The sequence below is a fragment of the Kitasatospora sp. NPDC004745 genome (genome assembly GCF_042873275.1).
Classification (GTDB): Bacteria; Actinomycetota; Actinomycetes; order Streptomycetales; family Streptomycetaceae; genus Kitasatospora.
Genome location: NZ_JBIALK010000003.1, coordinates 235,501 through 259,383, shown reverse-complemented (window position 1 = coordinate 259,383; position 23,883 = coordinate 235,501). Strand labels below are relative to the sequence as shown.

Here is a 23,883-nt window from a genome sequence, read left to right as displayed (position 1 = left end):
TCTCCGAAGGGTGCGGGCGGCTGGCGGGCCGCCGTGGCGAACGGGTCCTCTCCCCGGCCGGTCGTTCAGGTTAACGGCAGTCGGCTGGGGAGTGAACGTCTACAGCGCCGTAGACGCGCGCGGTGCGCGTGCGGTTGCGCGGACGGTCGACGGAGTGCCACCGGCGCCGGCCGGTCGACGGAGCGCGGCCGGCGCCGGACGGTGGACCCGTCCCCCCGGTCAGGCGGAGGCGCTCCCGGCGGGACCGACCGGACCGGCGGGACCGGACGGGGGAGCGGGCGGCGCCGGGGGCGCGGGCGGTGCGGAGGCCTTCGGCGGCGCCGGGGTGACGGGGTAGGCCGGGGCGAGGAACTCGCGGATCGCGAAGGCCAGCAGCACCACCACGGCGAACCAGAACACCACCATGGCGGTCGGGTGGTCCCAGAAGGCGAAGATCACGGCGGCGACGACCAGGATCGCGACGCCCGTCCAGCGCTTGTAGCGGCGGACGAAGCGCTCCACCGGGCCGCCCCGGAAGCCCACCGAGTCGGCGGAGGAGCGCAGCGCCGCGACGCCGTGCCCGGACACCGAGCGGACGGTCGCGGCGGCGCGGGAGGGGCCGATGAAGAACGCCCCGAGAGCGACGACGAGGGCCAGGAAGCCGACCACCCGGACCCCGGTCCGCAGGTAGGTCACCAGGGCGTCGTAGACGGCGGCCGCCGCGGACGGGGAGGCGTCGGACGGCAGGTGGTCGAGGAAGTACGAGCGGAAGACGGTCAGGGCGATGCCGAGCAGCAGCATGGCCGCGGCGATGCCCAGGGCGGTGCCGACGAGGGCGCGGCGCCGGTTGAAGGCGGTGAGCACGGCCGCGGCGGCGACCAGCGCCGTGATGACCGGCATCCAGCGGCCGAGGATCTCCAGCAGCCGGAAGCCGCCCTTGATCTTGGCGAGGTCGGGGGAGGAGAAGACCACGAAGTCGGTGTGCACCTGCGGGATCTTGCTCGCGGGCGCGAAGCCGGCGTCGACCAGGGAGGTCTTGACCCGGTCGACCATCGGCCCGATGTCGATCACCACCTCGTCGTTCTTGAGCTGCACCGCGCCGCCGCCCTGGCCGGTGAGCGCCTTGACCATGGTGGCGTGCCCGGCGCGCACCGCCTCCTGCCACACGGTGGCGAAGGCGTCGCTGGTGACCACCTTCTCGGCGGCGCTGTGGACGAGGTTGGTCAGCGCGCCCTCCAGCGGCCCGGTCAGTCCGCCCAGCAGCTGGGCGAGCTTGGGCGGCACGCCCTGTTCGGCGGCGGCCTGGGAGAGGTCGTTGACGAGGGCCTTGACGTCGATCTGGTCGGTCGCGGCGGTGGTGATGCGGTTGGCGAGCGCGTTCTGCACGTCCGGGTTCTTGGCCAGGGGTGCCATCGTCGAGACGAACCGGTTGGTGTCGGTGATCTCGTCGTGCGCCCAGACGGCGATCACGGAGAGCAGGGCCAGCAGGGAGGCGACGATCGCCAGGACGACCGAACCGGTGGTGCGCAGCCGGTGGTGCTGGGGCCTGGCCCGGGCGTCGGCCTCCAGCTGGGCGACGCGGCGGTGCAGCGTCGCCAGCTCCTCGGTCTCGGCGCCGCCCGGCTGGGGCTGTGCTGGTTGCGGCCGGCCCGGCTGGGGCCGGCCCGGTGCCGGTTGCCCCGGCTGCGGCCCGCCGGGCACGGTCTCGCCCGGCTGCGGTCGGTCGGCCTGCGGCTGGTCCGGCTGGGGTTGGCCGGGCTGGGGCTGACCCGGCTGGGGCTCGCCGGCCTGCGGTCGGCCCGGCTGGGGCTCGTCGGACGGCGGCTGGTCCGGCTCGGTCGGCGGCATGGGCGGTGCTCCTCGTCCTGGACGGCCCGGGTGGTACGGCGGCGCCGGGAGAGGAGGCGCCACTGCACCAGCCAAGGACGGTGCGCGGCGTTCGGCGAGCAGGGCTACCCCACTGGGGTGACCCCGGTACGGGGGGCCTCACCGCTGCGCGGGTGCGCGCCGGCTCCCGCACCCGGAGGCGTCCACCGCCCGGAAGGCGCGGACGCCCGGTAGCTGGCAGCATCGGCGGCATGCGGTCCGGCGCTCTGCCCCGGTTGCCGCACCGGACGGCCGGGAGGCGCAGTGAACCGGTGGAAGACCCTGATCGTGCTCGGGATCGCCCAGTTCCTGATGGTGCTCGACGCCTCGGTGATGAACGTGTCGATCAGCCAGCTGGTCGAGGACTTCGACACCGAGGTGACCGCCATCCAGGCCGTCATCACCCTGTACACGCTGGTGATGGCGGCCTTCATGCTGACCGGCGGCAAGATCGGCGACATGTTCGGGCGGCGGCGGGTCTTCGTGGTCGGCATGGTCGTCTACGGGATCGGCTCGGGCCTGACGGCGGTGGCGCCCACGGTGGGCGTGCTCGCGCTGGGCTGGTCCGTGATCGAGGGCCTCGGCGCGGCCCTGGTCCTGCCCGCCCTGGCCGCGCTGGTGGCCGGCTCGTACACCGGGCGCGACCGGGCCGTGGCGTACGGCGTCATCGGCGGGCTCGCCGGCGCGGGCATCGCGGTGGGCCCGCTGCTCGGCGGCTGGGTCACCACCTACCTGACGTGGCGGCTGGTGTTCGCCGGCGAGGTGGTGCTGGTGGTGGTGATCCTGCTGCTGATGGGCTGGGTGCCGCAGCCGACGAACGAGCCGGACCCGGCCGAGCGGCCCCGGCTCGACGCGGGCGGCGTGGTGCTGTCCGCCGGGGGCCTGGCCCTGATGGTCCTCGCGGTGCTGCAGAGCGGCACCTGGGGCTGGGTGGAACCCCGCAATCCGCCGTTCACCGTCCTGGGGTTCGCGCCGACGCTGTTCGTCATCGGCTTCGGCGGCGTGCTGGTGTACGCCTTCGGCCGGTACGAACGACGGCGCGAGCGCCGGGGCCTCAGCCCGCTGGTCTCGCTGGATCTCTTCCGCAACCGGACGCTGCGTTCGGGCCTGGCGACCCTGTTCAACCAGAACACCGTCCTGCTGGGCCTGTTCTTCGTGATCCCGCTCTACCTCCAGGTCGTCCAGGGCCTGGACGCCTTCGAGACGGGGCTGAAGCTGCTGCCGGTGTCCGCCGCGATGCTCGTCGCCTCGATGTGCGGCACCCTGCTGCTGCGGATCGCCTCGCCGCGCACCGTCGTCCGGGCGGGGCTGCTGGTCCTGTTCGCCGCCACCCTGTGGCTGATCACCACCATCGGGCCGGAGCTGCACGGGGCCTCGTTCGCCGCGTCGATGGCCCTGTTGGGCCTCGGTATGGGGATGCTCGCCTCCCAGTTGGGCAACACGGTGCAGTCCAGCGTGGAGTCGGAGGAGCGGAGCGAGGCCGGCGGCCTGCAGTACACGGCGCAGAACCTTGGGTCCTCGCTGGGGACGGCCCTGATCGGCGCGATCCTGGTCGGTGCGGTCGCGAGTTCCGTCACCACGCTGATCGCCGAGGACCCGCGGGTCTCGACGGCCGTGGCCGAGCAGGTCGGGATCAAGGTCGAGGCGGGGCTGTCCTTCGTCCCGGCCGACGACGTGGCGGCGGCGCTGGCGGAGCAGCCGGGGCTGCCGCCCGAGGAGGCGGCCGTCCTGGTCGAGCACTACCAGGACGCACAGATCCAGGGGCTCAAGGCGGCCATCCTCGGGTGCACCTGCATCACGGCGGGCGCGCTGCTGTTCACCCGTCACCTGCCGTCGGAGCGCCCGGCCGGACGGGCGCGCGCCGGTGGGCGCCGCCGTCCGGATCCGGACGGCGGCGCGACCGGCTGAACCCGTCGGCCGGGGTGCCCGGACTCCGCCGTCACCTGCGGTTCCGTGCCCGGGGCCGCCCGGGCGGGGCACCGGTGGTGTGTCCCGAAACCGTCCGTCGGGTGGGGTCGGAGGTCCCGGTCGGGGCACCGCGCAGTAGCGGTACGTTGATATGGCATGTACGCTGCGTGTCGCTGGTTGAACAGCATGCGGGCCTGGTCGCCACTCCGTGGGGGGAGTCACGTCCAGGCCCGGTCGCCGGCCAGGGTCCGGTTGGCCTCGTGGGGGAGTGCCAGCCGGGCCCATCGGTGGGCTGACGGCGTTATGCCCATCCGGGCGCTGTTTCAGTCATGACAATCCATCATCTTCTTGATGGCGGGCCCTTCTTCGGGCTCCCCCCGGCCGTGCGGCGGCGCCCGCGGAGCGCCCTCCCGGGTGGCCGCGGCCGGTGAACGTCCAGGTGGCAGGCGGTCGTTCGGGTCCGGACGGGCCGGCTCAGCGGCCGGGTTCGGCGCGAGTGCGCCAGTAGGCGGCTTCGAGCGGTTCGTCCTCGGCGTCGGCCAGCTCGGCCAGGAGCAGCAGGACGGCCGGCGGGAGCGCGTCGTCCGGTGGGAGGTCGCCACCGGGCAGGGCGGGGCGCCCACGGGCCGGCACCGGCGTCGGCTTCGCGATTGCGGCGAGGGGGGCGCCCCCGGGGGCCGCTCCGGAGCCGACGGCCGGCGCAGGCTCCGCGGGCACCGCGGCAGGCTCCGGGGCGGCCGCGGCGAGCACCTCCAGGGCGCGGGCGTCCTCGCCCCGGCGCTGCAGCTGCACCGCGTAGTCCGCGCGGGCGCGCCCGGCGGCGTCGGGGTCGCCGCAGCGGATCGCGGCCTCGAACCAGCCGGCGGCGTCCTCCTCCCGGCCGGGCACGCTGTCGACGACCCGGGCGAGCAGCAGCAGCGCCTCCGGGAGGTGCGGGCTGTCCAGGGACCCGGCGACCGGGAGCAGCACCTCCTCGGCGCGGGCGAACTCGCGCAGGCGGAACAGCGTGCTGCCCAGGTACCGGCGGACCAGGTCGTGGAGCGGCGGATCGGCGGTCTCCAGGGCCTCGGTCAGGACGTCCCGGGCGCGGACGGTGTCGTTCAGCGCGCGGAACGCGATGCCGAGCAGGGCCGTCGCGCGGGGGGTGTCGGGGCCCGGCGGCAGGGCCCGTGCCGCCTCCAGCAGCAGGACGGCGGGCTCCGTCTCGCCGACCTCCAGCAGCAGCTCCCCGGCCGCGACGTGGGCGGAGACCGGGTCGCCCGTGCCGCCCGCACCGCCCGCACCGCCCGCACCGTCAGGGCCGTCGGCTCCGTCCGGGCCGTCCGGGCTTTCCGGGTCGACCAGGAGGTCCGCCGCCGCGGGCCCGTCGCCGCGTGCCAGCAGCAGCGCGGCGAGTCGGGCCCGCGCGAACCCGGTGACGTCGGAGGGCTCGTCCTCGACCACCGCGCGCAGCAACTCCTCGGCACCGGCGTCGTCCCCGGCCCCGATCCGCCGGATCGACAGGTGGAAGCGGGCGAGCTGCAGGGCCGGGCCGACGGCGGTGTCGACGGCGCTCTGCAGGTGGGCGACGCCCTCCGCGGTGCGGCCGGGGGTGAGCACCAGGAGCACGCCCAGCAGCGCCGTGCCGATCCCGGCGGCCACCGGGTGGCCGGAGGCGACCAGTTCGACCAGCAGCGGCTCCGCCTCCTCGGGGCGGTCGAGGTCCACCAGCAGGACGGCGAGGTCGATGCGGGCGACGAGGGACCACTCCGGGTGGTCCGTCGCGACGGCCCGCCGGTAGGCGTCGACGGCCTCCTCCCAGCGCTCCTGGGCGGTCAGGAGGTCGCCGAGCAGGTCGGCGGCCTGCGGGCCGAGGTGGGGGTGGGGGCAGCGGGCCGTCTCGGCGAGCAGGGCCAGGGCCTCCGCGACGTCCGCGTCGGTCACCAGGCCCTCCGGCACGGCGGACTCCCCCGCGCCGTAGGGGAGTTCGAGGCCACCGGAAAGGCCCGAGCCGTCCGCCTCGCCCTCGTCGGCCCCGCCGTCGCCCCCGTCGACGGCCGGGGGCCCGGCGTCGCCGATCCCGGAGACGAGCAGCAGCGCCAGGTCCACCCGGGCCTGCCAGGACCACGCGTGGTGACCGGAGGCGATCGCGGTCCGGTAGGCCCGGGCGGCCGGCGACCGACGGCCCTCCTGCGCGTGGACGTCCCCGAGCAGGTCGGCCGCGTGCGGCGCGTGGTCGCGGTGGCCGGTGGCGACCACGTCGGCCAGCAGCTCGCAGGCGGTCTCGTCGTCCCCGTCCCGGGTGTACAGCAGGCAGGCCAGCCCGGCCCGGCCCATCAGGCTCCAGTCCCGGTGGCCGCTGGCGACGGCCCGGCGCAGCCAGTGCGCGGCGTCGTCGGGGTCGTCCGCCAGCCGGCAGTGGCCGAGGACGGCCATCGCCTCCGGGCCCCGGTCGGGGTGGCCGGAGCCGGCCACCTGCCGCAGGTGCGCGAGGCCCTCCTCGGTCTCGCCCAGCAGGACGCGGGCGATGCCGAGGCAGACCCGGGCCCCGGGCTCCAGCCACGGGCCGCCGTTCGCCACGGCGACCTCCAGCAGCTCCGCCGCACCCCGGTGGTCGCCGCGCACGATCAGCAGTTCGCCCAGGGCGGCCCGGGCGATCGGCCGGGCCTCCGGATTGCCGTCCGCGAGCACCGAGCGCAGCAGCTCCTCGGCGCGGTCCAGCTCGCCGCGCAGGACCAGCATGCCGCCGAGGCCGGCCCGCGCCATGCCGCTGATCGACGAGCCGACGGAGGACCCGACGGCCCGTGACAGGCTCCACGGCTGGTCGGCGGGCGGCTCACCGGCGGGGGTGCCGCGCAGCGCCGGGGTCCGCTTCCCGTACTCGGGCGTGCCGACGCCCGGCGCGTCGGTCAGCACGGCCGCGCTGCCCTGGCCGACCAGTGCCTGCCCGAGCCGGGCCGTGGCCTGCGGCGGGATCTCCTCGACGCCGTGGGCGAGCACGGCCGTCAGCATCCGCTCGGCCTGCTCGACCTCCCCCGACTGCCAGAGCGCGCCGGCGAGTCCGATCTGGGCGAGCAGCGAGACGTCCGGGTCCTGGGCGGTCACGGCCCGCTCCAGCAGTGCCCGGGCCGCCTCGTGCTCGCCGCGGGCCGAGAGGAGGGTGGCCAGTTCGCCCTGGGCCAGCTCGGAGATGCTGGGCAGCCCCGAGTCCGCGGCGTGCCACAGCACCGTCTCGGCCTCGGTGAACTCCCGACGGTAGATCAGGGTGGTGCCGAGCAGCAGGGCCGCGGCGCCGGTGAGCTCCTCGTCCTGGTCCTCCCGGACGACCCGGCGCAGCTGCGCCTCGGTGACGTCCGGGCGGTTGCGCACGGCGGCCACCATGCCGAGGGTGAGCAGGTCCTCGGGGGCGGTGAGCAGCCGGGCGGCGGTCTCCCAGGCCGGGTCGGCGACGGCGGCGTCGCCGGGCGCGGCGTCGGCGTACTCGGCGAGGTACGGGAAGACCTGGTATCCGCCCTGACCGCCGTCCAGCCGGGCCCGCACGAGCAGCGCGATGCCCGCCTGGGCGCGGTCGCGGGACCACGCGAGCGCGTTGCGGAACCGCTCCTCGCCCGGGTCCAGGTCGAGCGCGGGGAAGTGCGGCAGGTACCGGTCGAAGAGTTCGCGCAGGGCGGGCTCGTCGAGTGGGACGGGTGCGCCGATGCGCGCCCAGTCGGTGGCGGCGCGGACCAGCAGCCAGCCCTCCGGGCAGCTGTCCAGGCCCGCCTCGAAGCGGGCCTCCAGCGCGGGTGCGGCGACCAGCATCTCGCCGATGCCGCGCAGCGAGAAGTCCTCCTGCGGGTAGAGCTCGGAGGCGTTGCGCCGTTCCTCCTCGGACAGTTCGTGCGGCAGGTGGACCACCCTGGCCCGGCGCAGCACCTCGCGGGTCGCCCGCCCGACCTCGTTGTCCAGGCCGGTCAGTTCCTCGCGGTGGCGGTGGGTGAGGGTGCCGACGACCAGGCAGGGCGGGTCGTGGCGGAGCAGCAGCTCCAGCCCGTGGGCGTCGAGCGCCCCGGAGAGCAGGTAGTGGTGCAGGTCGTCGAGCCAGACGACGACCCGGCCGGCGGACTGCGGCAGGGCGCCCCGGGTGAGCGCCTCCAGGTCCCGCCGGCCGCGCCTGGGCACGACGATCCGGGCCTCGCCGTGGGCGCGGGCGAGCCGCTCGTGCAGGGTGCGGGACTTGCCCGCCTTGGACCGTCCGACGACGAGCACGAAGCCGCCGGCGGCGAGGGCCGCGTCCAGCTCCCGGTCCGCGGTGGGGCGCTGCACGTAGGGCTCGTAGCCGTTGGCGGTGTAGACGGACTCGCTGACGCCGAGGTCGTGCCGGTCGACCTGGTCGAGCCGGGGCAGTTCGCCGCTGGGTGCGAGCGGGACGGCGAGCAGCCGGGCGAGGCGTTCGCGCCGCTCCTGCGCGGAGACGTCCCGGACGAGCGGGCCCAGCGGGGGCCAGAGCCGGACGACCGGGTCCAGGGAGAGCGCGAAGCCCACCCGGCGGTCGGCCCGGCCGGGCTTCTGCCGCCGGCCGATCACGCCGATCACGCCCTGCAGGGTGTGGTTCCACAACGGGGCGCCGGAGAAGCCGGGTTCGGTGGCCCAGCCGGTCTGCGCGGTCGACTCCAGCTGGAGCCAGTCGCCCTCGGCGTAGCCGACGATCTCGCCGCGGATCGGCACCCCGCCGACCTTGTGCTCGGCGGGGAACCCGTACGAGCGGAAGGTGTGGCCGAAGACGTCGGCGTCGGTGCGGCGCAGTGGCGCGGGCTCGGCACCGGGCGGGGCGGGGGAGTCGAGCCGCAGCACCGCGATGTCGCCGGTCCACTCCCGGGGCGGGTGCCAGCCGTCGGGGATCACCCGGGCCGGGATCGGCTCGTGCGGCGGCAGGAACGGGAAGCGGACGAGCACCGGTGCGGTCGGGGCGGCCGCGGGGGTGCCCGGGTCGACGACGTGCGCGCAGGTGAGCAGCAGGCGGTCGGTGATCAGGGTGCCGCCGCCCTCCGGGAGGTTCCGCCCGTGCGGCTGGATGCTGACCACCCAGGGCGCGCGGGCCGGGTTGAGCGCCATGCCGCGACCCCGCCCGCCCCCGGCTCCCGCCCCTCAGCTCTCGTCGGCGGCCGGCGCGGACCGCCAGCTCATGGTGACGTCGAAGTGGCCCTCGGCGGCGGTCTTGGCGATGACGACGCCGGCCTCGGCGTTCAGCTTGATGCCGAAGGAGACCTCGATCTGCTCGGGCCTGAGGTGCTTGAGCGCGGCCAGGACGGACTCGATGGTGGGCCGGCAGGCGGTGAGCGCGTCGTCGAGCTGGTGCGCGGCCTCGGCGATGCCCTCCGCGGACCGCGAGACCAGCTCGATGCCGGGCGAGTCGTCCTCGACCTCGACGATCAGGGAGGAGTCGTCCGGACCCTGGAAGCGAAGCAACTCCGGCATGGTGACCCCCGGTTGACGATACGGTGTGTCGGCTCGACGACCGCAGGATAGCGCCGGGCGGGGAGCGGCGGCGGCTGTTCGCAGAGCTCGCCGCCCCGGCTTCCGGGGCCGCAGGCGGCGGCGGGGGCGGCGCGGGCGCGCGGCGGCCCGACCGGGGTGCCCCGGGCGCGATCGCCGCTACCATCGGGCCCGGCGGGGCCCGGGTGCGGGCCGGTGGAGGGCGTGACTTCGGGGGTGGGCGTGGTGTCGGGGGTGGCAGTGGAACGGGCCAGGCGGGACATCGCGGAGGCCCTGGAGGCGGCCGGGGGCGACACGGGCACGGCCTCGCTGCACGCCCTCGGGGCGGCGCTGACCTGGGTCTGCGCCGAGCTGGGCGGGATCGAGCCCGGCCCCGGCGGGGTGTCCGCGCTCGAGGCGGTGTACGCGCTCGACGACGCGCTGACCGCCGGGGCCGGGCTGGGGGACGCCGTCGCCGGGCTGTTCGACGCGGCCCTCGCCGGGGCGGCCGTCCGCCGGGACGTCGGCGAGCTGGCCGACCGGCTGGCCGAGGCCGGACGCGCGGTGCGCGCCGAGCGGACGGCCCTCGACGAGCTGGCCGGGCGCGAGGCGGAGCTGCGCCGCAGGCTCGCCGAACTGGCCGGACTCCGGCGCCAGGTCGACGAGTTGCGGCGGCTGGAGCGGATCGTCTCGGCGCTGGACGCACTGGCGCGCCAGCAGGAGGCGATCACCGCCCGGCTGCTGGTGCTGCGCGGCAAGGACACCGGTGTCGAGGACGCCCTGCGCACCAGCGCCGACCGGCTGGTCCGGCTGACCGAGGAACAGTTGGCCGCGCTCGCCCCGCAGACCCGCGAGGGGCTGGCCCGCGCGAGCGCGGTGGACGAGCAACTGGCCGTCGAACAGCGGAGGTTCGACGAGGGCGAGGCTCGCCTGGCCGGGTTGCGGGACCGCCTGGACGCGCTGCGCGCCCAGCGGGTCGAACAGTTGGCGGCACTGCGGCTGCACGCCCGCGCCGACGTGGAGCTGGCGCGGGCGCTCGCCCCGGCCGGGCCCGACCCGGCCTCCCCGGCCCCGGACGGGTCCGGGGAGGCCCGGACGGCGCTGGCCGAGGCCGAGGCGCTGGTGGCTTTGCTGGACGCCAGGCTCGACCGGGTGGACGGGATCCTCGCCGGCCTCCTGGATCAGCGCGACCGGCAGGACGGGCGGGAGCGCGCCGCCCTGCCCTGGACCGACGCCTGATCACCCGCGGCGGGGTCAGCGGGGCGGCGGCACGTCCTCGCCGAGGAAGGTGATCGGCTCCCCGACGGCGCCGTCCCAGCCGTCCGGCCCCAGCCGGCGTGCCAGCCGGGTCTCCATCTCCCGGAGCAGCCCGGCTACCGCCCGGGCGTTGCCGAAGTCCCTCGGGCTGGCGGCGCGCTGGGCGTCGAACCACGCGGCGGCGCGCTGCGCGGCCCCGTCCGACAGGAGGTAGCGCTCCGTCGCGGCCTGCCGGCGCAGGATCTCCACCAGGTCGGCGGTCGGGTAGTGGTCGAAGTGCAGGGTCTGGCCGAAGCGGGAGCGCAGCCCGCTGTTGGCGTCCAGGAAGCGCCGCATCTCCAGCGGGTAGCCGGCCGCGATCACCACCAGCCGTCCCGGGTTCTCCATCATCTCGCGCAGCAGGGTGTCGACCGCCTCCTGGCCGAAGTCGTCCTGGTCCGTCCCGGAGGCGAGGCTGTAGGCCTCGTCGATGAACAGCACCTTGTCCAGGGCGGAGCGCACCACCTCCCTGGTCCGCACCGCGGTGTGGCCCTGGTAGCGCCCCACCAGGTCGGCCCTGGTCACCTCGACCACCTCGTCGGTGTGCAGCAGCCCCAGGGTGTGGCAGATCCGGCCGACCAGGCGGGCCACCGTCGTCTTGCCGGTGCCGGGCGGGCCCAGGAAGAGCAGGTGCGGGGCGGTGGTGTCGGGCAGGCCGCGGGCCTGGCGCATCGCCAGCCGTTCGGTGAGCCCGGTCAGGAACTCGCGCACGTCGCGCAGGCCGACCAGGTGGTCCAGTTCGGCCAGCAGTTCCCCGGTGGTGGGGACGGGCCGGGGGAGGTGCGCCCGGTAGCGTTCGGGCAGGTCGGCCGGCAGCAGCGGCAGGTGCACCTGCCGCTGGACCCGGCCGGCCCAGGTGTCGAACAGGTCGTCGGCGAGCAGGCGCATCGTGCCGGCGTTGCCGAACCCCTCGCCGGCGACCCGGCGCAGGCCGGTGACGACCTGGGACAGCAACTCCCCGGTCTCCGGGGCCGGGTGGATCCGGCGGTCGGCCAGCATGCCGAGCAGGATGGTGTGCAGGGTCGCCGGGTCGTAGTCGGGGAAGTCGATCCACGCCCGGATCCGGCGGTCGAGGCCCGGGTCCGACGCGATGAACTCGCGCATCCGTTCCGGGTACCCGGCCAGCACCACGACCAGTCGGCCGCGGTCGTTCTCCATCCTGGCCAGCAGCGCCGTGACCGCCTCCCGGCCGAAGCCCTCGCGCTGGTCGTGGAGCGCGTAGGCCTCGTCGAGGAACAGCACGCCGTCGAGCGCCCGGTCCACCAGGGCGTTGGTGCGTTCGGCGGTCTGGCCGACGAACCCGGCCACCAGGGCGGACGCGTCCGCCTCGACCAGGTGGCCGCGGCGCAGCAGGCCGAGGTCGCGGTAGATCTCGCCGACCAGCCGCGCCACCGTCGTCTTGCCGGTGCCCGGGTTGCCGCTGAAGACCAGGTGCTGGGTGGCCGCGTCGCGGCGCGCCGGGAGCGCCCGTTCGGCTTCGATGCGGTTGGCCAGCAGGCGCAGGTGCCGCTTGACCGGCGCCAGGCCGGGCATGGCGTCGAGCCGGGTCCAGGGGCTCTCGCCGTCCGTCGTCACCGAGGTCACCAGACCGCGGTCGAGGGCGGCCCGGCGCTCCAGCGGGGTGCCGTCGGCGGCCAGCCGGCGCAGGTCCTCGCGCCAGGCGGAGGCCCGCCGTGGGCGGTCGGCGAAGGAGCGCAGCAGCGGTGCCAGCTCCCGCCAGTCGCCGATCCGCAGCCGGTCCCGCAGGCGCAGGTGCTGGACGAGGCGGCCGAGTTCGGCCTCGTCCGGGTAGCCGATCCGGAAGGCGCCGCCGCGGCCGGGGTGGTCGAGCTCGGCCCGCAGGAAGGCGGCGAGCGCGGGGTAGACCCGGCGGTCGGCGACGGTCCGTTCGACCCCCTCGAGCGTCGACGCGCGGAAGACGAAGATCCACCGGTTGTGGCCGAGCCGGTCCTGGGCCCGGTCGGCCAGCGCCGCGGCCAGCTGCCGCGAGGCCTGGTTGTGCAGCAGGATCTCCTCGGCCTGGGTGTAGACGACGGCGGTGCGGGGCTCGGGCCGGCGCAGCAGGCCCAGGTGCGTCATCACGGCGAACGGATCGGCGACGGCGCTCGCCGGCCGGGCCTGCGGGGCGGTCGCGGCGTCCGCCGAGCCGGGTCCGGCGCCGGGTCCGGTGGGCAGCCGGACGGTCCCGAGCGGGCCGCGGAGCCGGCGCATCCGGCCGGTGGCGGGGGCGGCGCCGGTCCCACCCGCGGTGCTCCCGCCCTTCCCGGTCGCCGCCCCGTTCTCGGCGGCGCCGCCCCGCCCGTCCGGTTCCGCCCGTTCCCAGCCCGGGCGGCTCAGCCGACGCGACTCCGGATCGCGGAAGTACAGCGGGCGGCTGAGCGAGGAGAAGACGATGCGCCGGTATCCCTCGGACCGGAGCAGCCCCCACAGGGTCTCCTCCAGGGCGCGCACCCCGTAGTCCGGGTCGACGAACACGTCGTCGACGCCGGGCCCGTAGAGCACGGTGAACGGCTCGTCGGTGCTCAGCCGCAGGTCCCGGAAGCGCTCGCCGCGCGGGGTTGCGGTCATGCGCCCGGTCCGGGCTGCCGGCGGCCGGGCTCCCGCTGCGCCGTCAGGTCGTAGCGGGGGTCGTCGGTCCTGAGGTCGGGGGCGCCGGGCTGGGGCAGCGGCAGCGGCGCGGGGGCGTGCGCCTGGTGCCCGTTCTCGGCGAGCAGCCGGTGCACCGCGTCGGCCCGGGCGCGCTGGTCGGCCTCCGACTCGGTGTCGCGGTCGGAGGAGATCACCCGGATCACGTTGCGCCCGGACGCGGGGTCGGCGGTCTCGATGTCGAGGACGATCTCGTTGCCGTTCTCGTGCCGGAGCCGGGTGATGTGGGCCCCGCGGGCGTCGGCGTCGACGAAGGCGTCGTCCACGTAGCTGTAGAAGGCCGTCTCGGCCAGCGCCTGGATCACCTCGTCGGCGAGGTTGACCCGGATCTGGGAGGCGAGCTGGCTCAGGCGCGCCCGTCGGACGGTGTCGGCCAGCTGCATCTCCAGGGCCGGTGCCTCCTCCCGGCAGATCCGTTCGGCCTCCTCGGCGGCGGTCTCCTCGGCGCGGGCCCGCTCCAGCAGCGCGTCGAGCCGTTCGCGCAGCTCCGCCAGCCCGCCGGCGGACCAGTAGTCGACGTCCAGCGCCACGTCCGGGATCTCCTGCTGGTCCGGGCCGAGGACGGGCAGCTGAGCGCTGCGCCGGACCTGCTGCTCGACCAGCAGCACCGCCTGGACGGCCTCGGCCTGCCAGGACCGGCGGTGCAGGTCGGCCTGCTCGACCCGGACCCGCAGTTCGCTGAGCCCGAGGTAGTTCTCCTGGGCCACGGCCAGGGCGGCGTCGTAGCGGCCGAGGTCGTGGTTGCCGCGGGCCTGGTCGAGGCGGGCCCGGAGCGAGGCCAGCTCGCCGGGGGCGTGGCGCTCGTGCGGAAGGGTGTCCGCGACGAGCGCCGCGATCGCCTCGGCGTCGGTCAGCCAGCCCGCCGACAGCTCCCGGGCGTGCTCCCGGTCCTGCGTCATCACCTCGACCCGGGAGGCGAGTCCGGCGATCTCGGCGCGGCGCTCGCGGCGTTCCCCGTCGAGCTCGGCGGCGAACGCGAGGCGCTGCCGTTCGAGCTGCTCGTGGGCCTCGGCCCGCAGCCGGCCGGCCGTCTCGGTGATCCGCTGCTGCGTCCGGGCGGCCTGTTCGCGCAGCCGCCGGTTGGTGTCCTCCTCCAGCGCGCGGTTGCGGGCGCTGAGCGTGCGGACGGCCTGCTCGCTCTGGTCCTGCCGCCGCCGCACCGCGTCGAACTCGCCCGCGAGGTCGGCCCGGGTCTGGTCGCGCACGCCCTGCAGCAGCTTGGGGAGGTCCCGGCGGACCACCTTCAGCTCGTCCGCGCTGCGCAGCAGCCGGTACCACTGGGACTCGTCCACCTGGATCTGCTTCCTACCGCTCACGTCCCTCTCCCGTCCCTCTCCTGCCGTTCCCGTCGTGCCGTGCGTCGTGCCCGTTCCCGTCGTGCCCGTCGTGCCGGCCGTCCGCCGTCCGCAGTCGCCGGCGCACCACCGCGACCGCCGTGTCGAAGGCCGCCAGCAGGCCCTCCGGCGGGACGCCGACCAGCAGCGCCGACGGCCCCTCGACGGCGATCTCGGCGCTGCGCGGGCCGTTCTCGTAGTCGTAGGGCTCCTCCTCCGGCCGGCCGCGCAGCCGGTGGACCCGCTGGTTGGCGCTGCCGCGCAGGCCGCGGCCCTCGTTGCGCCCGGCCACGTACAGCCCGTCCACCAGGACGTCCAGCCGGTCGAGCAGCCGGGGCACCCCCGGGTTCGGCGGGGCCTCGCGCAGCCGTTCCAGGCGGTACCCGGTGAAACAGAGCACCGAGACGTCGCGCCGCTCGCGCGCCCGGTCGACGGTCTCGGCGAGGGCGGCGGCCTGCGCCATCGGCTCACCGCCGGAGAGCGTCAGTCCGGTCACCCGGTCGTCCGCCAGCAGCTCGGCGGCCAGGTCCCCGGGGGCGACGCGACGGGCCGGCCGGTCCGGGATCCACTCGGGGGACATGCAGCCGGCGCAGCGGAAGGGGCAGCCCTGCACCCACACCACCGAGCGCAGCCCCGGGCCGAGCGCCCGGGTGCCGACCCGGGTGGCGGCGACGTTCACCCGCGCAGCGGTGCCGCTCACGGCCGCCACCCGGCCGGCTCGGTGACGGCCGTCGGGCCCTGCGCCCCGTTGCGCCGGTAGAGGAAGGCCGTCCCGGCGACCACCACCCGGCCGTCGGGGGCACAGGTGACGGTGCCGGCGCGGGCCGGGTCGCCGTCCGGGGTGTAGCGGATCCTGAGGTCGATCCGGGAGCCGAGCCCGGTGCGCCGCCGCCGGCCGCGCACCAGCCCGGACCCGCCCACCGCCGGGCGCAGCCGCACCCGGCGGCCGGAGAGCGCGATGCGCTCCGGGATCCGCCCGCCGAAGGCCGGTTCGACGAGCAGGACGCCGTCGAGCGGGGGCCGGTGCACCCGCAGCCACGCGAGGCCGAGCAGCAGCAGGACCAGCAGGGGCACGCCGACCGTCAGCGGCAGCGCCGCGGCCGAGCCGACCTGCGCGGAGACCCGCACCGGGAGGTCCGGGTGCAGCAGGGCGGCGGGCACCTTGAGCGGGAGGTCCGGGGCGAGGGCGGGCTGCCAGGGCGAGCCGACCGCCCCGGTCAGGTGCAGGACGGCGTCGGCGTGCGCGACGTGCCGCGGCGTCAGCGGGCCGTCGTCGAAGCCGCCGCCGATCCGCACCGGAACGGTGGTGCCGGCGCCGGGTTCCAGGGCGAGCGACGTCGGCAGGCCGGACACCCGGAAGCGCCCGCCGGACACGGTGGCGCCCAGGCCCTCGACGGTGAGCGGGAGGTGGCCGGTGTGCGAGGTGAAGGTGATCGCGCCGGCCACCTCGCCGTGCGTGAGGTCGAGGGTGTCGGGCCCGGTCCAGGCGGCGTCGACGCCCTGGCCCAGGTCGGCGGCCAGGATCGCGCGGGCCTGGCGCAGCCGGGTGTCGTCGCCCGCCCGCTGCAGGTAGGCGCCGAGGTCCTGGATGCTGCCGGGGACGAGCTCCCGGGTGTCCGTGACGACCTGCCGCAGCAGCCCGGCGCCGGTGGCCCCGGTGGCCAGCGGGAGGGCGTAGCCGACCAGGTCGGTGCGGCCGGCGAGCTTGGCGGCGCGCTCGTGCAGGGCGGCCGTCCAGGCGGTGGTGCCGGCGGTCGGGTAGCGGGTGCCGGTCGGCGGAGCGTTCTCGCCGTCCGTCATCAGCACCACGGAGGCGACCGGCAGGGCGTCGCCGCGTTCGAGCTCGGCGAGGGCGGCGTCGAGCGCCGCCCCGATGTCGGTGTCGCCCTTCGCCGGTGGGGCGGCGGGCAGCCGGGCCAGGATGGCGGCCGGGTCGTCGGCGGCGCCGATGTAGCGGGGCACCACGGTGCTGTCGAAGGTGTAGAGGGCGACGTGGTCGGCGGACGTCAGTCCGGACAGGAAGGTGCGCAGCGTCTGCCGGACGGTCTCGTAGCGGCCCTGCTGGGCCATCGACGGGGAGGTGTCGACGAGGACGATGTGGTCGGCCGGCTGGTGCTGCAGGCCGAGTGACCGGTAGATCTCGCCGCGCGTCGGGTTGCCGCCCGCGGCGTCGGCCCGCGCGCCGAGCGCCGGCAGCAGGGCCAGCAGGAGGGCGGCCAGCAGGGCCAGGGGTGCGGATCGCTTCACCGGGACTCTCCCTCGACGACGCCCGGCAGTTCGCCGAGCGGGTGTTCGTGCGGTTCGCCGTGGCCGCCCACCGGGCGCAGCACGAGCCGGGTCCGGCCGCCCGCGGCCATCGCGATGCCGACGTGGAACCGCTCGCCCTCCGCGCTCGCCGGCAGCGTCACGGCGCCGACCCGGACGGCCCGGCCGCCCGTGGCGTCGCGGACCCGGACCTCGGCCTCCCGGGCGTGCGCGCCCGCGCCCCCGACGGCCAGCCGGCGGCCGTCCCGCTCGGCGAAGACCGTCGCGCCGCCGGGGACGAGGCGGCCCGGGCCGCAGAGCACCACCTCGGTCGCGGCGAGCCGGCCGTGGCGGACCAGCCGGGCCCCCAGCAGCACCTCGTACGGGTAGCGGTCGGCGGGGTCGACGCGGCCGGCGGCCACCAGGGCGGCGCCCAGCACCGCGGCCAGGGCCGGATCCGTCCCGGCGGGCAGCGCGGCCTCCCGGCCGGCCCCGGCGGCCGCGCGGCGGATCGCCGGGATCCGGGCCGGGCCGCCCACCGCGACCACCGGCAGGTCGTCCAGCCCGGACTCGGCCGCCGCGTGGCCGACCTGCTCGCGCAGGACGGCCAGGGCCCGCCGGGCCGCCCCGGCCGGGACCTCCCGGGTGCCGATCCACAGGACGGGCGTGTCGTCGTAGCGCGCCGGCTGCCGCTCGGCCCGGGCGACGGTGCGGTCCCAGCGGGCGGCGGCGCCGGGCACGGACCGGGCCACCCGCAGGGCCTCCAGCCCGGCGCCGCCGTCGGAGGCGCCGCCGGGCCCGTCGTCCGGGGCGGCGGCGTCCAGCAGGGCGGCGTCGAAGGCCGAGCCCAGCCCGCCGTCCGGGGTGTGCCGGACGAAGCGCCGCACCCCCACGCTGCGCGGGGCGACGACGCACACGCTGACCTCGACGGCCGCGGTGCCGAGCACGCAGACCGCCCAGGTGCCGTCCGGCGCCGGCCCGTGGTGGCGCAGCAGCGCCAGGACGGCCGTGGCGGGCCGCAGTTCGCGGACCGGGGCGGTGGCACCGAAGGCCGCGGTGACCTGGTGCAGGTGGCCGGGCGGCATCGCCTCGGCCGCCACCAGGACGACCTGTGCGGGCGGGCCGTGCCGTTCCCGGAAGGCCGCGCAGGCGGCGGCCAGGACCTGCGCCGGGTCCTGGCCGACCGGCACGGGCAGGCCCTCGCCGGGCACCGTACCGGGCAGGTCGGCGAGCGCGGGCAGCCCGTCCGGCCCCGGGTGGGCCAGCCGGACGAACCGCGTGCCGACGTCGATGGCGAGGGTCATCCGGCGCACCCCGGGGGAGAGCGGCGGGGCCGGCGGCGCGTCGGGGCGGGGCTGCGGGTCATCTGCGGAACCTCCAGGGCAGGAGGCCGCGGCGGTCGGTGGGCGGCCGCGAGGGCTGGGGCGGCGGGCCGGCGGGCGGGTCCTTCGGCCGGTAGCCGTCGTAGGCCAGCACCTCCTGCGCGTACTCCAGGCGCCGCAGCTCCTGGTGGCCGTGGTCGAGGAGGCCGACGCGCAGCCGCGCGGCCGCCGTGGTGTGCAGCATGCCCTGGTACAGCTGCTCGGCCAGGGGCTGCGCCTGGCGCCACAGTTCGGCGGCGAGGCGGTCCACCTGCCGGGCGCTCCAGCCGCCCAGGGCGGGCACCACCTCGGCGGTGAGGTCGACGGGGAACCTGCCGTGGTGGGCCTCGACCAGGGCGGCGGCGAGGACGTCCGGGTCGGCCGGGCCGCGGGCGGCGTGGCGGATCCTCGTCAGGAGGACGATCCAGCGGCTGCCGGGCCGCTGTTCGAGCGCGGTGACCACCGCGGGCGGCAGGTCCAGGTCGAACCAGGCCGCGTCGCCGGTGAGGAGCCGCTTGTCCAGGGCCTTCACCACGGCCTCCTCGCCCCGCGCCTGGCGCTCCACCAGCCGCCGCAGCACCGGGGAGCGGGCCGGGTCGGGCCAGTTGCCGAGCACCTGTTCCACCACCCGCTGCCACAGCAGGTCGGAGGCGGCGTTGGACAGCCGGTCCGCCAGCCGTCCGGCGTAGCGGCCGGCCCAGCCGGCGTCGCGGCCGAGGGCGCCGGTGCGGGGGACGGGCTGCACGGGCTCCCGCGCGAGCAGCCGTTCCAGCCCGCCGAGCGGGACCTCGTGGTCGGAGGCGGCGAGCCGCAGCAGGTCCAGGTCCGCCGCGCAGACGGCGCGCGAGGACCCGGCGTCCTCCTCCAGGCTCTCGGCGTACCGGGCCAGCAGGGTGGCGAGCTCCTGGCCGCGGGGGCCGAGCGCCACCTCCCAGTACGGGCCCCACAGGTGCAGCAGCGTCAGCGGGCGGTGGTGCCGCACGGCCAGTTCGAGGATCGCCGGCCAGAGCGTGGCGGGCAGCCCCCGGGCGAAGTCCGCGGCGTCGTTGGGGCCCATCAGGCCCTGCTCGTCGAGGATGCCGCACAGGTAGGCGGTGAAGCGCAGCCAGCCGGTCGTGGTCCGGAGCCGTTCGCCCTCGGCGGCGTGCAGCAGGTGGACGAGGACGTCCGGGTCGGGGCCGCCGTGGCCGATCGTCGTGTGCGCCCAGGCCCGCCCGAGCTCCGGGTACCGGACCAGGACGTGGGCGGCGGGTTCGGCCTCGGCGCGGTAGGCCTTCTGGGCCCGTTGGACGACGGTGGCGATCCAGGCCGAGTGCGACACGGCGGCGGGCGCGGGCCCGCTCGGGTCGATCACGGTGGTGAACATGGACGCGAACTCGGCCGAGCCGGGCCCGTACAGCTCGCGGAGCAGGTCGAGCCAGGCGAAGCACCGCTCGAACCCGTGGGCGGCGTCGGCGAGCACCGCCCGGGCCAGCCACCCGGGGAGCTCCGGCGCCCGGTGCGCGTGCAGCAGGTCGACGGCCCGTTCGTCGCGCGGGGTCTTGCCGACGGGGGCGGCGGCACGGGCGAGGAAGAGGAAGAGCTCCCGGCGGTGTTCGGGTTCGAGCCGGGCGGCTCCGCCGAGGCCGAGGGCCCGCGCGACGTCCTCGATCCGGCCGCGGCCCTCGCGGACCTCGGCGAGCACGGCCTCGGCGAGGTCCAGCTCGCGCAGGGCCCGCAGCATCTCGGGGCCGTCGCCGCGCCGCAACGGGGTGGTGGCGGCCAGCAGGTGGCGGATCAGGTCGGCCGTCGTCAGCCCCTTGGCGCGCAGGCGCTTCAGCTCGGCGAGGTAGGCGGCGGCGCCGTGGCCGGTCGGCGGGGTGGCGGGGTGGCCGTAGCGCACGGCGGTGCGGCCGGTGCGCGCGGTCTCGGCGAAGGTGAGCTGGACCCAGTGCTCGGCCTCGCCGGTCCAGTTCGCGGCGCTGAGCCAGCTGCGGCAGCCGTAGGGCAGCAGGGCGGCGATCGCGTCGACGATCCGCACCCGCCGCTCCGGGCCGGGCAGGTTGCGGCTCTCGCCGGTGAGGGTGACGTGGTGCCCGTCGGTGAGCAGGGCGGCCACGCACGCGGCCCAGTCGAAGCCCACGTCCTCGATGACGGCGGCGAGTTCGGTGGCGGAGGCGGGGTGGAGGCCGAGCTGCAGCGGCGGCCCGGTCGGGGGGTCGCCGGGCTGCGGCCAGCGCACGCCGGCGGCGGCCGAGGCGAGGCCGGACCAGCTGACGCCGGCCCCCGCGGCCTGCGGCCATTCGAGCAGGAGCAGGCGGGAGGTGATGATCGGCGCCCCGGTGCCGTCCCGGCTGCTGCGGTCCCAGTCCTGTTCCACCATGGCGCAGGCCGCGGTCCGTTCGCCCTCGACGCCGCTGAGGAAGATCCGCCAGGGCAGGCCGCCGGTCTCCTCGGGGTGGCGGACGTCCGGGGTGCCGGTCTGGGCGCCCCACAGGTAGCGCCCGGCGCGGTCCGGATCGAGGCTGGTGCCGAGGATCTCGTAGCCCATCGGCCGCCCGGGGTACTTGCCGAGGACGGCCCAGTGCACGGTCACGGGGGCGGCGCCGGGCCGCTGCGTTCCGGTCACCGCAGCTTGACCCGGCGAGTGCGGATCCGCCGCTCCAGGTCGACCAGCGGCTCCAGCACGTTGATCGGGTTGGGCGAGGTGGCGATCTGCGGCTGCCCGTTGACGTCCTGGACGTTGGCGAAGAAGCGGTAGTCGAAGATGCCGTCGGGGTTGAGCCGGAAGCCGATGGCGGAGGTGGCGTAGTAGGTGATGCGGTTCGGGTGGAAGTAGGTGTGCAGGGCGTCGCGCACCAGGGTGGCGGTCGAGCCGCGGAAGGTGTCGCAGATCCAGGCGAAGTAGCCGGCGGCCTGTTCGGCCGGTACCCGGGGGATCCTGGCGCCGACGCCGTCCTGGGTGACCCAGCGGGCGTCCACGGAGGGCCGGAAGAGCTCCGGGTCGTCGAACTTGGCGACGCAGACCGCGACGTGGTGCGGCAGCCGGCCGCCGGCCATGCCGCGCCGGTCGCGGACCCGGCTGGTGATCGCGTTCAGGGTCGCGTAGAAGAACTCCAGGCTCTGGGTGCCGCGTTCGCGGTCGAGCAGGGGGTCGAAGAGGTAGATCAGGCCGCTGGAGTTCGCCAGTCGGTCGACGATGGCGGCGTGCTGGGGGTGCTCCGGGCGGAAGTACTCGCCGCTGACGTCGTGGATGTCGAGGACGAAGCCGACCTGCCGGGTGCCGCCGATCATCCGGGGCTCCTCGCCCTGGAAGGCCCAGCTCATGCCCTGCGCACCGGTGGTGGCGCCGGGGAAGCCGCGGTCCACGGCGAGCAGGCGGACCCCGCGGTTGAGGAAGTCGCCGGCCTCCGGGGTCATGCCGCTGATGACCCAGCGGCCCTTGCCGTGCCGGGCGTGCTGCAGGGCGGCGATGGGCAGCGCGGAGAGGTAGGTGGTCTTGCCCGAGCGTGGCGCCCCCCAGAGGCCGATCCGGACGGCGCCGGGGCCGTCGGGGCCGATCTGGCCGGGCGGTACCGGCACCTCGAGCGGGGGCAGGTAGCCGTCGGGGAAGGCGCCGTGGGCGGCGGCGTGGCCGTCGACGACGGTCGGCTGCGGCGCCGGGGCAGGCGGACCGTAGCGCAGGCCGGGCGCGCCCGCGGCGCGCGGGCTCTCCCAGGCGGGGGCGTCCCGGTCGGGCACCGGGCCCTTTCCGGGCACGGGGTCGGTGGGGTGGTCGGACATCGGCGGTCTCCTCGGCGGGACGGTCGGTCAGAGCAGCGAGCGGGCCAGGGCCAGCCGGCAGGGCGGTCCGTCGACGTGCCAGGTCGGGACCAGGTCGTGGGCGGTGGCGGCGGGCGGCCGGTCGGGCGGGAGGGCGCCGTCGGCGCCGAGCGCGCACCAGCTCAGTTCGGTGTAGTCCCAGACCGTCTGGCGGGACCGGTCGGTGGGCCGGGGGCCGACCGGTCCGTCGCGCCGGGTCAGCACCCGGACGCCGGCGTCGCGCAGGGCGGTGAACTCGGTGCGCCAGTCCACCCCGAGCGGGCAGGCCGGCACCCGGCCCTGCTGGGCGGGCTCGCCGGGGGGACGGGCGCCCAGGACGAGCACGGTGCGCTGCGGGCGGAGCCGGCCGGAGGCCGCCCAGGCCGGCGTGGCCGCCTGCAGCCGGATCGCCTTCAGGGCGTCCTCCAGGGCGGAGACGGTGTCCTGGCCGCGGCGCACCGGCTCCCACCGGTCGAGTGCGGCGAGCGCGGCGGCCGGCGGGCCGAGCGGCAGGGTCTCCAGCAGGGTGGGCCGGGGCGTGTAGCGGTTCTCGCGGATGTGGTGGTCGTAGTAGCCGACGAGGGCGACGTCCACGCCGGCCGCGGAGGCGGCCGGGTCGGCGAGGGCGGTGACGAGCTCCCGCGCGTGGCGGACGCGGGCCGCGACCTCGTCGGGGGAGGTGGCGTAGCAGAGTTCGACGGCGAGCAGGAGTTGCAGCCGGGGCGGCCGGGCGAGGCTGCGCGGGAGACCCTCGATCAGGGTGTCGAGGTCGGCGCGGATCCGCTCGGCCGCGGTGCCGTCGGGCAGCAGCACCTCCACCTCGCCGGGGCCGTGCAGGACGAAGGTGAGGTTGGCGGCGCGCAGCGCGGGCAGGCGCACGCCGTGGGCGGACACGGCGTCGTGCCGGGTGCCGTGGCCGGCGGTCACCACCGGCAGGGTGAGCAGGGTGTCCGCCTCGATGGAGCCGTACACGGTGACGGGCACGGCGACGGTCTCCCCGGGTCTCAGCCGGGCGCCGGCCGGGAACAGCAGAGTGGCCTCCGGCCGGACGGCTCCGCTGATCGCGTCCACGCCGGCCAGCACCAGCGCGTGGTCCCGGCGCAGCGGTGCGCCCCGGAGCAGCCGGCGCACCCCGGCGACGCCGCCGGGGGCGGGGGCGAGTTCGGCGTCGGGGGCGCGCAGGGTGCGGGCCGTGGCGGCGGCCCTGGCCAGCAGCGGCCAGTCGGGGCGCTGGTCGAGCAGCACGGTGCGCTGGCGCGGGCCGGTGGGCAGCAGGGTGGTCAGCAGTCGTCGGACGGCGGTGTCGAGGGCGGTGCGGTCGACCGGCGGGAGGTCGCCGATCCCGCCGGCGAGCTGGAAGGCGCGCCGCTCGGGGTCCTCGGCGAAGGCCGGGAGGAGGTCGGTCCAGGCGGCGCCGCCGGCCTCGGTGACCAGGGGGATGCCGTTGGCGTCCGCCTCGGCCCTGATCAGCCCGACCCGCTCGTCGCTGAGTTCGACGAACCAGAGGACGGCTCCGGGGAGTTCGACGAGTTCCTCGAGCAGGCGGTCCCAGGCCCCGCCCGGTTCGGGGCCCGGTTCGGGCCCGGCGGCCGCGATGGCCTCGGCCCGTTCGTCCCAGGCGGCGCGGCCCGCGGCGAGCGCCTCCTGCTCCCGGCGCAGGTCGTCCGGTCCGGGTTCGCCGAGGAACACCTCGCCCGTGATCCGCCACCGGCAGTCCGGGCAGAACTCGGCGTCCTCGTCCGGTCGGTGGCAGACCGGGCACGCCTGGTCCGGTCTGTTCGAGCCCCCGGTCACTTCTCGCCCCCAGCTCGACGTGTTCGGCGCAGGGCGGCACGGCCGAGATCGGCGGTGGCCTGCCCCTCAGGGGTCCTCATGGTGGCACAACGCCGGGGCGCGCAGTGGATGTTCGCGGAAAAGGTCGGTGGCGGGGGGGGGGGGGGGGGCGCGCCCCCCCCCGCCCCCCCCCCAACCCCGGGGACAACGGGGTATGGTAAAACGCAAGCTTAAGAGGGGGGCCCGCACCCCGCCGGCCCCCC

General features: G+C 76.8%; 13 protein-coding genes. 2 read left to right on the top strand and 11 right to left on the bottom strand.

What is annotated here, in order from left to right:
- Window positions 1-219: 219 nt before the first annotated feature.
- Window positions 220-1,827, bottom strand: coding sequence for a proline-rich domain-containing protein (locus ACFYUY_RS08050; RefSeq protein WP_387899100.1), 1,608 nt, complete (start codon window positions 1,825-1,827; stop codon window positions 220-222).
- Between the two features lie 282 nt (window positions 1,828-2,109).
- Between ACFYUY_RS08050 and ACFYUY_RS08045 the strand changes: the two genes are divergently transcribed.
- Window positions 2,110-3,753 (top strand): MFS transporter, encoded by a 1,644-nt coding sequence (locus ACFYUY_RS08045; protein ID WP_360214733.1) that lies wholly within the window; start codon window positions 2,110-2,112, stop codon window positions 3,751-3,753.
- Window positions 3,754-4,227: 474 nt separating this feature from the next.
- Here ACFYUY_RS08045 and ACFYUY_RS08040 read toward each other — a convergent pair whose 3' ends face one another.
- Both ACFYUY_RS08040 and ACFYUY_RS08035 read right to left on the bottom strand, forming a co-directional pair.
- On the bottom strand, window positions 4,228-8,826 hold the full coding sequence (locus ACFYUY_RS08040; RefSeq protein ID WP_387899098.1) for a tetratricopeptide repeat protein: 4,599 nt from the start codon (window positions 8,824-8,826) through the stop codon (window positions 4,228-4,230).
- A gap of 33 nt (window positions 8,827-8,859) precedes the next feature.
- Entirely contained in the window at window positions 8,860-9,189 is a 330-nt protein-coding gene (locus tag ACFYUY_RS08035; RefSeq protein ID WP_360214737.1) for a CU044_2847 family protein, read from the bottom strand.
- Window positions 9,190-9,441: 252 nt separating this feature from the next.
- Between ACFYUY_RS08035 and ACFYUY_RS08030 the strand changes: the two genes are divergently transcribed.
- Window positions 9,442-10,425 carry a hypothetical protein gene (locus ACFYUY_RS08030; RefSeq protein ID WP_387899095.1) on the top strand — a complete coding sequence of 328 codons (984 nt, stop codon included), beginning with the start codon at window positions 9,442-9,444 and terminating at the stop codon, window positions 10,423-10,425.
- Window positions 10,426-10,440: 15 nt separating this feature from the next.
- Here ACFYUY_RS08030 and ACFYUY_RS08025 read toward each other — a convergent pair whose 3' ends face one another.
- Genes ACFYUY_RS08025 through ACFYUY_RS07990 form a run of 8 tightly spaced genes read right to left on the bottom strand, consistent with a single transcriptional unit; the run spans window position 10,441 to window position 23,641 of the window.
- A complete protein-coding gene (locus ACFYUY_RS08025) occupies window positions 10,441-13,050 on the bottom strand; it encodes an AAA family ATPase (RefSeq protein WP_360214741.1) in 2,610 nt (869 codons plus the stop codon).
- Window positions 13,047-14,444: a hypothetical protein gene (locus tag ACFYUY_RS08020; RefSeq protein WP_360214743.1), complete on the bottom strand. Its 1,398-nt coding sequence runs from the start codon at window positions 14,442-14,444 to the stop codon at window positions 13,047-13,049. The genes ACFYUY_RS08025 and ACFYUY_RS08020 overlap by 4 nt, the downstream gene beginning before the upstream one ends.
- Complete coding sequence (locus ACFYUY_RS08015; RefSeq protein WP_387899091.1) at window positions 14,434-15,162, bottom strand: 4Fe-4S single cluster domain-containing protein; 729 nt, start codon at window positions 15,160-15,162, stop codon at window positions 14,434-14,436. Before ACFYUY_RS08015 ends, ACFYUY_RS08020 begins: the two co-directional genes overlap by 11 nt.
- Window positions 15,159-16,709 carry a VWA domain-containing protein gene (locus ACFYUY_RS08010; protein WP_387899088.1) on the bottom strand — a complete coding sequence of 517 codons (1,551 nt, stop codon included), beginning with the start codon at window positions 16,707-16,709 and terminating at the stop codon, window positions 15,159-15,161. Before ACFYUY_RS08010 ends, ACFYUY_RS08015 begins: the two co-directional genes overlap by 4 nt.
- Window positions 16,706-18,010 carry a hypothetical protein gene (locus ACFYUY_RS08005; protein WP_387899085.1) on the bottom strand — a complete coding sequence of 435 codons (1,305 nt, stop codon included), beginning with the start codon at window positions 18,008-18,010 and terminating at the stop codon, window positions 16,706-16,708. Before ACFYUY_RS08005 ends, ACFYUY_RS08010 begins: the two co-directional genes overlap by 4 nt.
- Before the next feature lie 58 nt (window positions 18,011-18,068).
- Window positions 18,069-20,675, bottom strand: coding sequence for a hypothetical protein (locus tag ACFYUY_RS08000; RefSeq protein WP_387899083.1), 2,607 nt, complete (start codon window positions 20,673-20,675; stop codon window positions 18,069-18,071).
- Entirely contained in the window at window positions 20,672-21,829 is a 1,158-nt protein-coding gene (locus ACFYUY_RS07995; RefSeq protein WP_360214753.1) for a hypothetical protein, read from the bottom strand. The genes ACFYUY_RS08000 and ACFYUY_RS07995 overlap by 4 nt, the downstream gene beginning before the upstream one ends.
- Before the next feature lie 27 nt (window positions 21,830-21,856).
- On the bottom strand, window positions 21,857-23,641 hold the full coding sequence (locus ACFYUY_RS07990; RefSeq protein ID WP_387899080.1) for a hypothetical protein: 1,785 nt from the start codon (window positions 23,639-23,641) through the stop codon (window positions 21,857-21,859).
- Window positions 23,642-23,883: the final 242 nt, after the last annotated feature.

Excerpts from the sequence above, each read along its gene's own strand:
- ACFYUY_RS08050 (WP_387899100.1), bottom strand. The coding sequence starts at position 1,827 with ATGCCGCCGACCGAGCCGGACCAGCCGCCGTCCGACGAGCCCCAGCCG.
- ACFYUY_RS07995 (WP_360214753.1), bottom strand. The coding sequence starts at position 21,829 with ATGTCCGACCACCCCACCGACCCCGTGCCCGGAAAGGGCCCGGTGCCC.
- ACFYUY_RS08005 (WP_387899085.1), bottom strand. The coding sequence starts at position 18,010 with ATGACCCTCGCCATCGACGTCGGCACGCGGTTCGTCCGGCTGGCCCAC.
- ACFYUY_RS08040 (WP_387899098.1), bottom strand. The coding sequence starts at position 8,826 with ATGGCGCTCAACCCGGCCCGCGCGCCCTGGGTGGTCAGCATCCAGCCG.
- ACFYUY_RS08025 (WP_360214741.1), bottom strand. The coding sequence starts at position 13,050 with ATGACCGCAACCCCGCGCGGCGAGCGCTTCCGGGACCTGCGGCTGAGC.
- ACFYUY_RS08035 (WP_360214737.1), bottom strand. The coding sequence starts at position 9,189 with ATGCCGGAGTTGCTTCGCTTCCAGGGTCCGGACGACTCCTCCCTGATC.